This is a genomic window from Allokutzneria oryzae, assembly GCF_042429765.1.
GTDB lineage: Bacteria > Actinomycetota > Actinomycetes > Mycobacteriales > Pseudonocardiaceae > Allokutzneria > Allokutzneria oryzae.
In genome coordinates this window covers 80,490-93,673 of sequence record NZ_JBHLZU010000027.1, presented here as the reverse complement: position 1 = coordinate 93,673, position 13,184 = coordinate 80,490, and the positions used below count along the sequence as shown (strand labels likewise).

The 13,184-nt window shown below is 72.4% G+C and carries 8 protein-coding genes; 6 read left to right on the top strand and 2 right to left on the bottom strand.

Annotated features, from left to right (window positions below; all coding sequences use genetic code 11):
- Entirely contained in the window at nucleotides 1-342 is a 342-nt protein-coding gene (locus ACFFQA_RS31105) for a hypothetical protein (RefSeq protein ID WP_377860097.1), read from the bottom strand.
- A gap of 213 nt (nucleotides 343-555) precedes the next feature.
- Between ACFFQA_RS31105 and ACFFQA_RS31100 the strand changes: the two genes are divergently transcribed.
- The 5 genes from ACFFQA_RS31100 to ACFFQA_RS31080 all read left to right on the top strand — a co-directional run bounded on the left by ACFFQA_RS31100 (nucleotide 556) and on the right by ACFFQA_RS31080 (nucleotide 8,899).
- On the top strand, nucleotides 556-4,680 hold the full coding sequence (locus ACFFQA_RS31100; RefSeq protein ID WP_377860095.1) for a tetratricopeptide repeat protein: 4,125 nt from the start codon (nucleotides 556-558) through the stop codon (nucleotides 4,678-4,680).
- Between the two features lie 149 nt (nucleotides 4,681-4,829).
- Nucleotides 4,830-6,362, top strand: a complete 1,533-nt coding sequence (locus tag ACFFQA_RS31095; protein ID WP_377860093.1) for a diguanylate cyclase domain-containing protein — start codon at nucleotides 4,830-4,832, stop codon at nucleotides 6,360-6,362.
- 9 nt (nucleotides 6,363-6,371) lie between these two features.
- Nucleotides 6,372-7,919, top strand: coding sequence for a hypothetical protein (locus tag ACFFQA_RS31090; protein ID WP_377860091.1), 1,548 nt, complete (start codon nucleotides 6,372-6,374; stop codon nucleotides 7,917-7,919).
- 11 nt (nucleotides 7,920-7,930) lie between these two features.
- Complete coding sequence (locus ACFFQA_RS31085; protein WP_377860089.1) at nucleotides 7,931-8,560, top strand: YigZ family protein; 630 nt, start codon at nucleotides 7,931-7,933, stop codon at nucleotides 8,558-8,560.
- Nucleotides 8,561-8,626: 66 nt separating this feature from the next.
- Nucleotides 8,627-8,899 (top strand): hypothetical protein, encoded by a 273-nt coding sequence (locus ACFFQA_RS31080; RefSeq protein WP_377860087.1) that lies wholly within the window; start codon nucleotides 8,627-8,629, stop codon nucleotides 8,897-8,899.
- Nucleotides 8,900-8,929: 30 nt separating this feature from the next.
- Here the strand turns inward: ACFFQA_RS31080 and ACFFQA_RS31075 are convergent, their stop codons facing one another.
- On the bottom strand, nucleotides 8,930-9,796 hold the full coding sequence (locus ACFFQA_RS31075; protein WP_377860085.1) for an NAD(P)-dependent oxidoreductase: 867 nt from the start codon (nucleotides 9,794-9,796) through the stop codon (nucleotides 8,930-8,932).
- 124 nt (nucleotides 9,797-9,920) lie between these two features.
- On the opposite strand from ACFFQA_RS31075, the gene ACFFQA_RS31070 reads away from it, so the two are divergent.
- On the top strand, nucleotides 9,921-13,112 hold the full coding sequence (locus ACFFQA_RS31070; protein ID WP_377860840.1) for an AfsR/SARP family transcriptional regulator: 3,192 nt from the start codon (nucleotides 9,921-9,923) through the stop codon (nucleotides 13,110-13,112).
- The last annotated feature ends 72 nt before the right edge of the window (nucleotides 13,113-13,184 follow it).

Here is a 13,184-nt window from a genome sequence, read left to right as displayed (position 1 = left end):
TCAGGGGCGGGGCTGCTGCGGCGCCGGGTGGGGCTGGGTGACCTGGTGGGCCTGGTTGACCTGGGGGGCCGGAGCGCCGGGGCGCGGCTGCTGCCACTGCTGCTGGGGCTGCCACTGCTGGGGCTGCTCCTGGGGCGCCGCCGCCGAGGGCTGGGCGCGGTCGCGGTTGCCCAGGACGAAGGACGCCACGACCAGTGCGACGCCGAGGCCGCCCACCACGAAGCCCAGCACGGGCTGCATCGGCTCCGCCCACATCAGGACGACGAACTGCCGGTCGCTGTACTGGGACAGGGCCACCGAGCCGAAGCCCAGCAGGACGAGCGCGAGGCCGAAGCGCAGCATGGTTCCTCTTCTCGGTTCAGGACGTGACCCCGCAACTGACTCCCTCCGGCCGTGACGCGTTCCCCCGAAGGGTGTGACCCAAGACACGATCGGTATTAGGTCAGACGGGTGACGCCTCGGCCGATCCGATCACGATGTGGTCATGCTCCGGGCACCCGGCGGAAGCGTCCTCCTAGCGTTTGGGGACGCACAGCCCAGGGGGAGTCCTCAACGATGTCCGCTCGTCGCGCCGGTGCGCTCGCCGCGGTGTCCGCACCCGTCGGAGTCGCCGTCGGAGTGCTGGTCAACCTGGTCACGGAGGTCCCGAGCGCGGGCATGGTCGCCGGACTCGGCGTCGCCACCGCGGTCGCGGCGGCCGTCGGCTGGCTGCAGACCCGCGACGCGGCGCGGGCGGTGGTCGGCGCGCGGGTCGTCCAGCGCGCCAGCGGCGCGGGCACCATCGCCCGATCGAGTATCACCGTTCGTGGTCAGGCCGAGGTCGAGCAGCGGACGACCCGCCGGGGCTCGATCAGCGACAGCCCGATCACCGTCACGACCGCGCCGAGCCCGGTCCAGGACCGCGCGCGGACGTGGCTGGTCGCGGCCAGGGACGAGGGCGAGTTCACCGACCGCCGCGAGGCGCTCGCCGCCTTCGACCGGCAGGCGCGGGATCGCGTGCTCGTCTACTGGGGCATGTCGGGGCAGGGCAAGTCGCGGCTGCTGCGCAGGCTCTCCGAGCTGCACGACGCGGAGATCATCGACCTGGAGTGGAGCGCCGGGGAGCACCTCGACCTCGCCTTCCCCTTGCTGGACCGCATCGCGGACGTGCTGAGCGGCTGGACCGGCGGGCCGATGCGGCGCTTCGCCCGCGCCCGCGAGGTGGCCGAGCGCGAGCTGCGCGCCGCCTACGAGGCGGTGCCGACCGTCCAGCAGCACGCGGAGGCAGGCGCGACGATCAGCCACTCCCCCATCACGGTCGTCACCGAACCCGCGGCCCTGCGTGCGGCCGAAGTGCGTGCGCTGCACCGCAAAGCACTGGCCTCGGCGCTCGCGGACGATGTTCGCGCGGCGCGGCTGCCGGAGCGCGTGCTGTGCATCGACACCGTGGAGCGGCTGCGCTACGTCGACGGCGCGGCCGGAGTGCCCGACCAGCAGTCGTGGGTGCTGGACGACCTGGTGAGCGGGTTGCTCGCGGCGGCGCCGAACCTGCGCGTCGTGCTGGCCGGGCGGGAGCCCGTCGCCGCCGAGCTGCCGATGACCGAGTTCGAGCTGACCGACTGGGCCGCCACCGACACCGCCGACTACCTGCGCTCGCGCGGGGTGGCCGAGCCGGACCTGCACCACGCGGTGCACCGCGTCTGCGGCGGACTGCCCGGGTGGATCGGCATGGCCGCCGACGCGGTGCTCGCCGGTGAGCGGACCGGGAACCCGCTGACCGCGGGCGAGATCGCCGACGCGGCGCGGACGGAGCCGGTGCACACCTGGCTGCCCAGGATCTTCCTCTCCCGGCTCGTGCCGTGGCTGCGGGAGCTCGTCACGAACTCGGCGGTCCCCCGCGTGGTCACCAAGGAGGCCCTGCGCGCGCTCGTCGACGCCGAGCCGCCGCGGGACTGGTTCGACGAGCTGGCCGGCTACTCGTTCGTGCAGCGGCACCGGGGTGAGCGCGGCCGGGTGGAGCTGCGGCTGCACCCGTTGGTGCGCGGGGCGCTGCTGGAGTGGCTCGACCAGCACGAACCGCTGCGGCTGGCGCGGCTGCACACCAGGGCGCGCGCGTACTTCCGCACCACCGGGAACGCGGTCGAGTCGATGTACCACGGGTTCGCGGTGGGCGATCCGTCCGAAGTGGACACGTGGCGGGCCATGACGAACGCGTCGTGGCAACGGCCGGACAGCGGTGCGACGCTGGCCCTGGCCGACCTCGTGCTCGCGCCGGAGTGCCGGGGTCAGCTCCTCGAAGCCGCTCCGCTCGCCGTCGCCGACGCCGAGCTGGTGGCGGGCGGTATCGCCCAGGAGCGCCACGAGCTGGCGCTGGCCGACTCGCTGCTCGGCTCCTCCGCGTCGATCGCGGGAGAGGCGGGCAGTGACCGGGGCGTCGCCAACGCGCTGCTCGCCCGCGCCCGGCTCGCGCTGCGGCAGAGCCTGCTCACGCCCGCGCACGAGCACGCCGAGGCCGCTTTCGCCCTGTACCAACGAATCGGTGACCGCCGTTCGCTCGCCGTCATCCGCGAGCTGCTCGGCGACCTCGCGCTGCGGCGTGGCGAGCTGGACGTGGCCGAGGACCACCTCACCAGCGCGCTCGCCGGGTACACCGAGGCCGGTGAACCCGTCGGCGCGGCCGACACGCACGACTCGCTGGGCACGCTCGCCAAGCGCAGGGGTGATCGCGGTGAGGCCGAGCGCCACTTCACCGAGGGACTGGAGCTCTACCGGGCCAACGGCCGGCGGCGCGGGCAGGCCAACATGCGGCGGCGCCTCGGTGACCTCGCGCTGGAGGGCTCGGAACTCGCTGCGGCGGAAGAGCACTTCGAGGCCGCGTTGCGCGGTTACCAGGAGTTGGGCGAGGACCTGGGAGTCGCCAACGCGCACCAGCAGCTGGGCCATCTCGCGGTGCGCCGGGGAAGGCACGCGCGGGCGCGCGAGCTGTTCGCCACGGCGATGGAGATCTCCGCCGAGATTGACGACCAGCTCGGCGTCGCCAACGCCCAGCGCGGGCTCGGCGCGGTCGCGGCGGCGGAGGGTGATCCGGTCGCCGCGCACGAGCACTTCTTCGCCGCGCTGTCCGAGTACCTGGAGCTGGACGCGGTCGTCAACCAGGCGATCGTGTGGGGTGAGCTGGCCAAGCTCGCGATGGCGCGCGGCGACCTCGCCGATGCCGCGCAGCAGTTCGCGCTGGCGCTGCACGCGGCCGAGCGCGGCGGCGACCTCGCGGCGATCGCCAACAGCAAGCTGCGGCTCGGCACGATCATCGCCGGGACCGGTCGCTTCCACGAGGGCGTGGCCATGCTGGAGGAAGCCAGCGCGGCTTACGACGAGATGGGGCTGAGCAACTCCGCGGCGGGCACCCTGGAGAAGCTGCGCGCCGACTTCGAAAGGTGCTCGGCGTGGATCGAATCCGTTTCCCTTGCGGCGCAAGCACTTCTGCGCCTGTTGTGCCACTTGGAGACCGACGACCGGATGGCGTTCGTCGTGCACCCCGCGTGGCCGGTGCTGGCACCCGCGTTCGGCGTGCCCGCCGCTGATCCCGAGGCACTGCTCACCGAGCTGGAGGACGCGGGGCTGGTCCACGTGGACGGCGCCCGCTACCACGTCGCGGGTGACGTGCTGCTGACCGCGCTCGCCGGGCTGGACGACGACGTCCGTGACCGGATCGACTCCGCGATGGCGACGTCGTGGGCGGGACAGCTGGTGCGATCCTCCGAGGAGGGCGAACGCGAGAACGTGGTCCGCGCCGGGCTCGGTGCGGCTGTTTACCTTATGCGCCAACAACAATGGGCCGAAGCCTTCGATGCGCTGTCGTGCTGCCTGCACGAGGCCTCCACCGAGGGGCAGCGCACCGCGGTGCTCGCGCACCTGCGCAGGCTGGCGACGCTGAGCGGTCAGCCGGAGATCGCCGAGCTCGTGCGGAACCCGCCCGCGAGCCGCGCGATGACCGATCCCGCGGTGCTCGCCAGGGAGCAGGCCTGGCACGACGAGGTCGGCAGGGCGAAGCAGGCCGGTCAGTGGCGGCACGCGCTCGCGGTGAACGCGAAGCTGCTCGCCAGCGTGCGGGCGCGGGGCGCCGACCGGCACGAGGTGGCGTACTACGAGTTCAGCGACTACGCCGCGCTGATGGAGCTCGGGCGGCTCGACGAGTGCGAGGAGCTGCTGCGGGAGTGCGAGGACGAGTTCGGTCGCGCCGGGAACGCGGACCTGCTCGGCCTGGTGTTCAACGCGCGGGCGATGCTCGCGGTGCGGCGAGAGGACTTCGCCGAGGCGGTGGAGCTCGACCGGGCGGCGCTGGCCCAAGGCTATGTGCGACCAGATCCGCGAACCTTGGTGACCGCGCACCACAACACGGCCAACCACATGATGCGCGCGAACGCGCCGGTGGAGCGGCAGTGCGCGCACCGGCTGGCGGCGTTCGTGCTGCACATGCTCAGCGCCGAGGAGCCCGATCCCGGCACCTACCTGGGGCCACTGGCGATCACCCTGCGCGAGCGGCGGGGGCACGAGCTGCCCGGTGACGTCGCGGCGGTCGGCGCGCTGGTCGAGGCCGACGGCGCGGCGTTCACGGAGCTGGTCGACGAGCTGTGCCCTGATCCGGCGGCTCGCGCCATGATGGACCAGGCCATCGCCGCCGCGGTCGCGGCAACCGGCTGAGCACCGGACAGACTGCAACGTGCATCTCGTGTCCTCGGCGTTACCGCGTTATCGAAGAATTTGACCGGTGGCCGTTGTGTCACCCGTCGACACTGCCAACCGGGCGACATAGGGTGGGCCAACCCCGGCGTAATGGCAGGTCGACGGCAATGTCCACGGCAGTGCAGAGACAACGGTTCGTCGCGGTGACCACCGTGGTGTTCCTCGCTCTGGTGGCCGCGTCGGTCGTGGTCACCACCGAGGCGCTCGGCAACCCGGGCACGGTGCTGGCCGACAAGGTCCTCCAAGTGGTCTTCAGCGTGGTCACCACGGTGACCCTGCTGGTGACGGCGCGCGGCCGGGCGGGGCTGGACCGCAGCTGGCGGCTGTGGATGGCGGCGACCTCGACCTGCATGGGCCTCGGCCTGGGGCTGTGGATCTGGACGAAGCTGATCAGCGGGCTGCCGCTGCCCGCGAGCACGCTCGGCAACATCAGCTACTTCATGGTCCCGGTGTTCGCGCTGATCACGGTGATCTGCCTGATCAACCAGGGGGTCGGCGAGGAGCGCGCCCCGACGACAAGGCCGAAGCGGGCGCGGGCGGTGCTGGTGCTCGACGTGGTGATCATCGCCAGCTCGGTGCTGCTGGTCGGCCACGCGGTGCTGATGCTCAAGAGGGTGCACACGCCGTCGGGCGCTGGCAGCGGGCTGGTGCTGTTGCTGCTGCACCCCACCTCCTACCTGCTGGTCGCGCTGATCGCGGTGCTGGTCGCCGGGGTGCGGGGACTGCGAAGGCAACCCGCGCTCGGCCTGCTGGTGCTGGGCTTCCTCGCGCACTGCGTCTCCGCGGCGATCACCATCAGTCTGGTGCTGAGCAGGACCAGCGTGCCCCCGGTGATCGACATCGGCTACATGACCGGCAACGCGCTGTTCCTGCTCACCGCCGTCGCCCCCGCGGGCGGCGGGGTGCTGACGACCCGCAGGCGCACCGACCACTGGCTGCACCTGGCCGTGCCGTACGTGCCCCTGCCGATCGCCGCGCTGTTCCTGGCCTTCCGCACGAACGACGGCATGCGGATCGAGCCGGTGGAGATCTACCTCGGGCTCGGGCTCACCGCCGCGGTCGTCGGCAGGCAGCTGATCGCCATCGCGGACAACCTGTGGCTGCTCGGGCGGCTGCGCGCCAGCCAGCGGGAGCTGGAGTACCAGGCGTACCACGACTCGCTGACCGGGCTGGCCAACCGCGCGCTGTTCCAGGAGACCCTGCGCAGGGTGGTCGAGCACAACAACCCCAGCGGGCCGCCGCTGCTGGTGCTGTTCATCGACTTCGACGACTTCAAGAAGGTCAACGACCAGTACGGCCACGCGACGGGCGACGCCCTGCTCCAGGTGATCTCCGCGCGGCTGCGCGAGCTGATGCCCAGCACGGACCTGGTGGCGCGGCTCGGCGGCGACGAGTTCGGCATCCTGCTGCACCAGAACGGCAAGACCCCCGAGCAGGTCGGGCAGACCGTGCTGGAGGGCATGCAGCGGCCCTACCAGGTGGACGGGCGGGAGCACGTGGTGCGCGCCAGCATCGGCCTCGCCGAGCTCGGCCCGGACGAGCCCGCGCTCACCGCCGACGAGCTGCTGGCCCGCGCGGACTCCGCGATGTACGTGGCCAAGCGGCGCGGCAAGGGCACCCTGGCCCTGCACTCCTCGTAGTCTGGGGACATGGCGCGGTATCGGGGGCAGCCGGACGAAAGGGCCACGTTCCAGTACTCCAGAACCGTGCTGGCCGTCGGCCGCACCGTCACCTCCACCGCGCGGCTGCTCGACGTTCTCCCGTTGCTGGAACGGGATCGGCGGGTGCAGACGGTCTTCACCATCGCGCCAGGCTCCGGCTTCTCCGACGGCGTGGCCGCGCTGCTGAGCCGCGCCGGGGCCAAGGTGGTGCCATGGGAACGGGCCGTCGAGGCCCGCTACGACCTCGCGATCTCGGCCAGTGCCAACGGGGATCTCCACCTCCTCAAGGCCCCGCTGCTGCTCATCCCGCACGGCGCCGGGCACAACAAGCTGCTCGGCCGCTCGGGGCAGGTGTCCGGCTTGGCGCGGGAACAACTGGTGCACAACGGAAAAGTGACGCCCAGCGTCATCGCGCTCTCGCACTCCGACCAGCTGGGGACGGTGGCGCGGACGTGTCCGGAGGCGCGGGACCGCGCGGTGGTCGTCGGCGATCCGTGCCACGACCGGATGCGGGCCAGCGAGTGGGCGCGGTGGCGGTACCGGGAGGACCTCGGCGTCGGTGACCGCCATCTCGTGCTGGTCAGCTCCACCTGGGGGCCCGAGTCGCTGTTCGGGACCACGCGGGACCTGCCGGAGCGGCTCGCGCGGGAGCTGCCCGTCGACGAGTACCTGGTGGTCGTCGCGGTGCACCCCAACGTCGAGGACTTCCACGGCACGCGACAGCTGGAGTCCTGGCTCGGCGTCGGTTTCCTGCCGCCGCACACCGGCTGGCAGGCCGCGCTGATCGCCGCCGACACGGTGATCGGTGACCACGGCTCGCTGGCGCTCTACGCGACGGCGATGGGGGTTCCCGTGCTGCTGGGCGCTTTCGCGGACTCCGAGATCGCGCCGGGGAGTCCGATGGCGGAGCTGGGCGCGCTCGCCGCGCGGCTGGACCACGACCGCCCGATCCGGCCCCAGCTGGACGACCTCGTTGCCTGGCAGGACGTCGCGCGACGGACCTTCGACCAGCGGGGTGAGGCCGCCGCCAGGCTCCGGCGGCTGATGTACCGGCTGCTGGGGCTGGACGAGCCCGCGACACCGGCCGAGCTGCCCGCGCTGCCGTCGCCGGTCCCCCGGCTCGCCGAGCCGCCGTCGTACTTCGTGGCCTCCCGGTGCCTGGACGGCAACATCGTTGAGCTGGAACGCTTTCCGACCCACGAGCTGGTGTCCGAGCTGCCGGGAAGGCACATCGTCGCGACGCGCGAGGCCGGGCTGCGGCAGCTCCAGGCCGCCGGGGTGCTCCTGCTGCCGGAGGACGCCGACCCCGCGCGCTGGCTGGCCGAGCACCCCGCCTGCGGCGTCGTCGGTGTGGTGACCGGCCCTCGGACCTGCCTGGTGTGGCTGCGGGACGGCAGGCGGCTGCGGATGACCACCTCGGGCGGACCGGCGGACCTGCTGCCTTCCGCGGTGCACGCGTGGGTGTCCAGCGGGCGGGTCGCCGAGGAGCTGAAACGGGGCCTGCGGGTGAACGGGACCAGCGTGGAAGCCTGTTAGCGTCGGGTTCCGTGCGCACCCTCAAGGAGTCCGGCGAACACGAGCTGGAGATCAGGAAGTCGCGTTTCCTCTGCGCGCTGGCCAGGGTCGAGCACGAGGAGCAGGCGCGGGAGTTCATCCGCTCCCGCCGCAGGCTGCACCCCGACGCCGGGCACCACTGCTCCGCCTACGTGCTCGGCGACCGCAGCGACGTCCAGAAGTCCAGCGACGACGGCGAACCCGCCGGGACCGCGGGCGCTCCGATGCTGGAGGTGCTGCGCAGGCGCGAGCTGACCAACGTGGTCGCGGTGGTCAGCCGCTACTACGGCGGCGTGAAGCTCGGCGCCGGCGGGCTGATCCGCGCCTACGGCGGCGCGGTCGCCGAGGCCGTCGACCTGCTCGGCGTGGTCGAGCGACGACCGGTCGCCCTGGTCTCCACCGTGGTGGACTACCTGCGGGCGGGGAAGCTGGAGAACGAGCTGCGGAACTCGCGGTTCCGGCTCGACGAAGCGCTTTACGGCACCGACGTGCGCTTCCGGATCAGCGTCGAGGAGGGGGCGGTCGCGGAGTTCGGCGCATGGCTGGCCGAGCTGACCGCGGGACAGGCCGAGTACACAGTGGACGGTTCGGGGCACGTCGAGGTCGATCTGGCGAATGGATGAGACCCGCTGACGCGCGTCCCCCGCTGTGTCATCGTTCTACTGCGGTGGCGTACGAGGGAGGCGCGTATGTCGGGCTTGTTCCTGTTCACCCTGCTCTGGGTCCTGATCGCGCTGATCCCGGTACCCAGCCCCGGCACCCGCCGGACGCTGCTGCTGCTGGTCGTGGGGCTCTCGGTCGCCGCGATCGGGTACACGTTCTTCCAGTTCACCGCGGCCGGGATGGACCAGCGGGACGACGACGGCGACCGGAACCTGCTGAACACGGCGCTGCTGGTCGCGGGCCCCGGGGCGCTCGTCGCACTGCTGCGCCTCGCGACCGCGAGCCACGACCGCACTTGACGTCCACAGTGGACGAACGCCCCGAGCGGGTCACGGCTTCCTGATGCGCTCGATCAGGCTGGTCCAGCTGTCCGCACCGTGCCCGGACTCGATGGCGCGGTCGTAATGCGCCTTGACCGCCTTGGGCAGACCGGTGTCGATCCCGGCCTCCTCGCTGGCGCCGAGGATGTGGTCGGCGGTGGCGCCCATCATGACGACGCTGGCGCCGTCGCCGGGGTGCTCGCCCGCGTCGATCTGCTTGGCGGCTTCCGGCAGGTACATCGACATCATGGAGAAGTTGTCCTCCGCGTAGGGCCGGAAGCTCTCCGCAGACACGCCCACCGAGTTGAGCAGGGCGGTGGCGTGCATGTAGGCCGACAGCGAGGTCAGGAAGATGTCCAGCTGTGCCTGGTAGTACAGCTGTGCCAGCGCGTAGTCGTCGCCGACGTAGTCGGGGCGACCGATGACCCGCAGCATCGGCTCGTACCTGTCGAACACCTCACGGGAACCGCTGTAGAAGACGTAAGCGCCTTCCTCCCCGACGAGCACCGCGGGGACCATCACACCGCCGGTCAGCAGCTCGGCGCCGTGCCCGGCCAGCCACTGGGCGGCTTCGCGGGTCCTGGCGGGGGTGTCCGAGCTGAGGTTCACCACGACCTTGCCCGCGAGGCCGTCCGTCGCGGTGCCGAGGATGTCGTACATGGCCTGGTAGTCGGTCAGGCTGAGGATGACCACGCCGTTGGCGGCCAGCGCGTCGGCGACGTCGGCCGCGCGGGTCGCGCCCTCGGCGACGACCGCGTCCGCCCGGCTCGCGGTCCGGTTCCACACGGTCACGGCGTGGCCGGCGCCGAGCAGCTTGCGGACCATCGCCTGCCCCATGGGCCCGAGTCCGACCAGGGTCACGCCAATCTTGCTCATGTTCGTTGTCCTGCCTGTTCAGAAGGTGTTCTGGATGACGAGGACGACTCTGCCGACCGCCGCGCACGGTTCGCTGACGGTCCGCGCACGGCCCGCTGTCGGTGGTTCGGGATACGGTCGAACCGTGCGATTCGGAGTGCTGGGGCCGCTGGCCGTGTGGACCGCCGACGGACACCCGGTGCGGGTGCCCGAGGTGAAGGTCCGCGCGCTGCTGGCGACCCTGCTCGCGCACGAGGGCCGCGTGGTGTCGGTGGACCGGCTCGCCGAGGACCTGTGGGGCGACCGCCTCCCCGGCAACCCGGCGAACACGTTGCAGACCAAGGTCTCCCAGCTCCGCAGGACCCTGGAACAGGCAGAGGAGGGCGGCAGAGACCTGGTCGTGCGGGAGGCACCGGGTTACCGCCTGCTGGCCGACTCCGTCGACGCCGACCAGTTCCGAGCGCTGGCCGAGCGGGCCCGCGCGGCCGACGACCCGCGCGAGCGGGCTGCCCTGTTCTCCGACGCGGCGGCACTGTGGCGCGGGCCGGCGCTGGCCGACTTCGCCGACGAACCCTTTGCCGCGCCGGTGATCCAGCGGTTGACGGAGGAACGCCTCGCGGTGGCGGAGGACTGGGCGGAAGCCCGGCTCACCCTCGGCGAGCACAGCGTGCTCATCGGCGAGCTGGCCGACCTGGTCGCCCGGCACCCGTTGCGCGAGCGGCTGCGCGCCCTGCACATGCGCGCGCTCTACCGGGCGGGCCGCCAGAGCGAGGCGCTGGCGAGCCACGCCGACCTGCGCACCCGCCTCGCCGACGAGCTCGGGCTGGACCCGGGCCCGGAGCTGACCGCGCTGCACCGGGCCGTCCTGGCACAGGCGCCCGAGCTGGACGGCGCACCGGCGCCGACGACATCGGCGGCGCTGCCCAGGACCAACCTGCCCGCGGCGGTGAGCGAGCTGGTGGGGCGGGAGGACGCCGTCCGCGCGGTCCGGGAACGCCTCAGCGAGTCCCGGCTCGTGACACTGACCGGACCAGGCGGGGTCGGCAAGACGCGCCTGGCGGTGGAGACGGCGCGCTCGCTCGGCGGCGCCTTCGGCGACGGGGCCTGGCTGGTGGAGTTCGCTGGCCTCGACCTCCAGGGCGCGTGCACGGTGGAGGAGTGGGTCGTCGCGACGGTCGCCTGGACGCTGGGCATCCGCGATGAGCACGTGCCCGGCGGGACTCGGCTCGACCTGGCCGACCGCCTCACGGAAGCGTTGCGCAACAAGGAGATCCTGCTGGTGCTCGACAACTGCGAGCACCTGGTGGAGCAGATCGCCGACATGGCGGCACGGCTGCTGCGCGGGGCGGCGGGCGTGCGGGTCCTGGCCACCAGCCAGGAGCCGCTCGGCCTGTCCGGTGAGGTGCTCTGGTCCGTCCCGCCGCTCGCGGTCCCGGGGCGCTCCAACGACTCGGTCGCCGGTGCCCGTGAGTTCAGCGCGGTGCGGCTGTTCGAGGCCCGTGCGGGCATCACCCTCGACGAGGACACGGCCCCGGTCGTCGGCGAGATCTGCCGCAGGCTCGACGGCATCCCGCTCGCGTTGGAGCTGGCGGCGACGAAGGTCCGCGTGCTCGGCGTGCACCAGCTGCTCAACCGGCTCAGCGACCGGTTCCGCCTGCTGGCCGGTGGTCCCAGGGACGCGCCCGCCCGCCAGCGCACCCTGCGCGCGATGATCGACTGGAGCTGGGAGCTGCTGAGCGGGCCGGAGCGCGTCCTGCTGCGCAGGCTGGCCGTGCACGCCGAGGGCTGCGAGCTGGACGCGGCGGAGGCGGTCAGCGGCGGAGCCGACGTCCTGGAGCTGCTGTCCGGGCTGGTCAACCGTTCCCTTGTGGTCAGCCAGGTCCGCGGCACGGCGCCGCCGCGCTACCGCCTGCTCGAATCGGTGGCGGCGTACAGCCTGGAGCGCGTCCGCGAGGCGGGCGAGCTCGACGAGCTGCGGCTGCGGCACGCGCGCTACTACGTCGAGCTGGCCGAGCACGCCGCCCCGCTCCTACGCGGACCTGACCAACGCCGCTGGCTCGAACGGCTCGACGCCGAGACCGCGAACATACGCGCGGCGCTGGAAACCGCCGTGCGGCAAGGAGAACCGGATCTCGCACTGCGGCTGGTCAACGCGATGACGTGGTACTGGTTCCTGCGCGGCAGACTGGGCGAGGCGACCAGATCGCTGACCATGGCCCTGGCGGCGGGTGGCGGCGCGGCACCGGTCACGAGGGCCTGGCGAACGGGAATCGCGGTCCTGGAAGGACAGCGCCCGGCCCCGGAGGCCTTCACCGAGGCGGAAGCGATCACCGACCCGGCCGCACGCGCCCACGCCCTGTGGTTCCTCGGCTATGTCATGTCCACGGTCGGCGACATGCGGCAGGGCGAACGCCTCACCGTGGCGGCGTTGAAGGACTTCGAGTCGGTCGGCGACGACTGGGGCGTCGCGGCGGCCACCAGCGACCGCGTGAGCCAGGCGATGCACAAGGGCGAGTTCGCCGACGCGAGGCGCTTCGCCGACCGCGGCGCCCGGATGTTCCAGGAGCTCGGCGACCGCTGGGGCCAGCTCCAGGCGTCGTTCACCCTCGGCACCCTGGCGGAGATCTCCGGTGACTACGACCGGGCGGCGGGGCTGCACCGCGAGGCCCTGCGCATGGCCGAGGAGCTGAGCCTGTGGCCGGAGGTCTCCTACCAACTGTCGTGGCTGGGCAGAATCGCCTTGCTCACCAAGGACTTCGACCAGGCGAAGGAGTTCCACGAGCGGGCGATGCGCCTGGGGGCGGAGCAGAACTTCCCCCCGGCGGAGATGTACGCGGAGACGGGCCTGGCCCTGGGCGCGCGCCGCGAGGGCCAGTTCGACGTGGCGGAGAAGCACCTGCGCAGGGTGCTCGACTGGCACCGCCGAGTGGGCCGGGAGGAAGCGGGCGCCCTGATGCTCAGCGAGCTGGGCTTCATGGCGGAACAGCGCGGGAACACCGAGGAAGCCCACCGCCTGCACAAGGAAGGCTTCGTCCTGGCGAACCGGATGGGCGATCCCCGCGCGGTCGCCCTGGCCCTGGAGGGCCTGGCGGGAGCGCACGCCCTGGGCGGCGAGCACACGCGCGCCGCCACCCTGCTCGGCGCCGCCGACGCTGCCAGGCGCTCCGTGGGCGCCCCCCTGCCCCCGGCGGAGCGCGGCGACGTCGACCGGATCACCGCAGCAGCGGAAAGCGCCATGGGCGCCGACGGCTTCGCGGCGGCTTTCGCCCATGGCGCAGGACTTTCCCCCGATTCCCTCGTTGACACTGCCCCCCATTCTTCGGGGAGCTTCTTGTAGCAGCTGCGGCAGTGCGCGGTCCCGCTTTCACGTTCACCGACAGCGAAAGAATCAGCGCACCATTTCACCCTA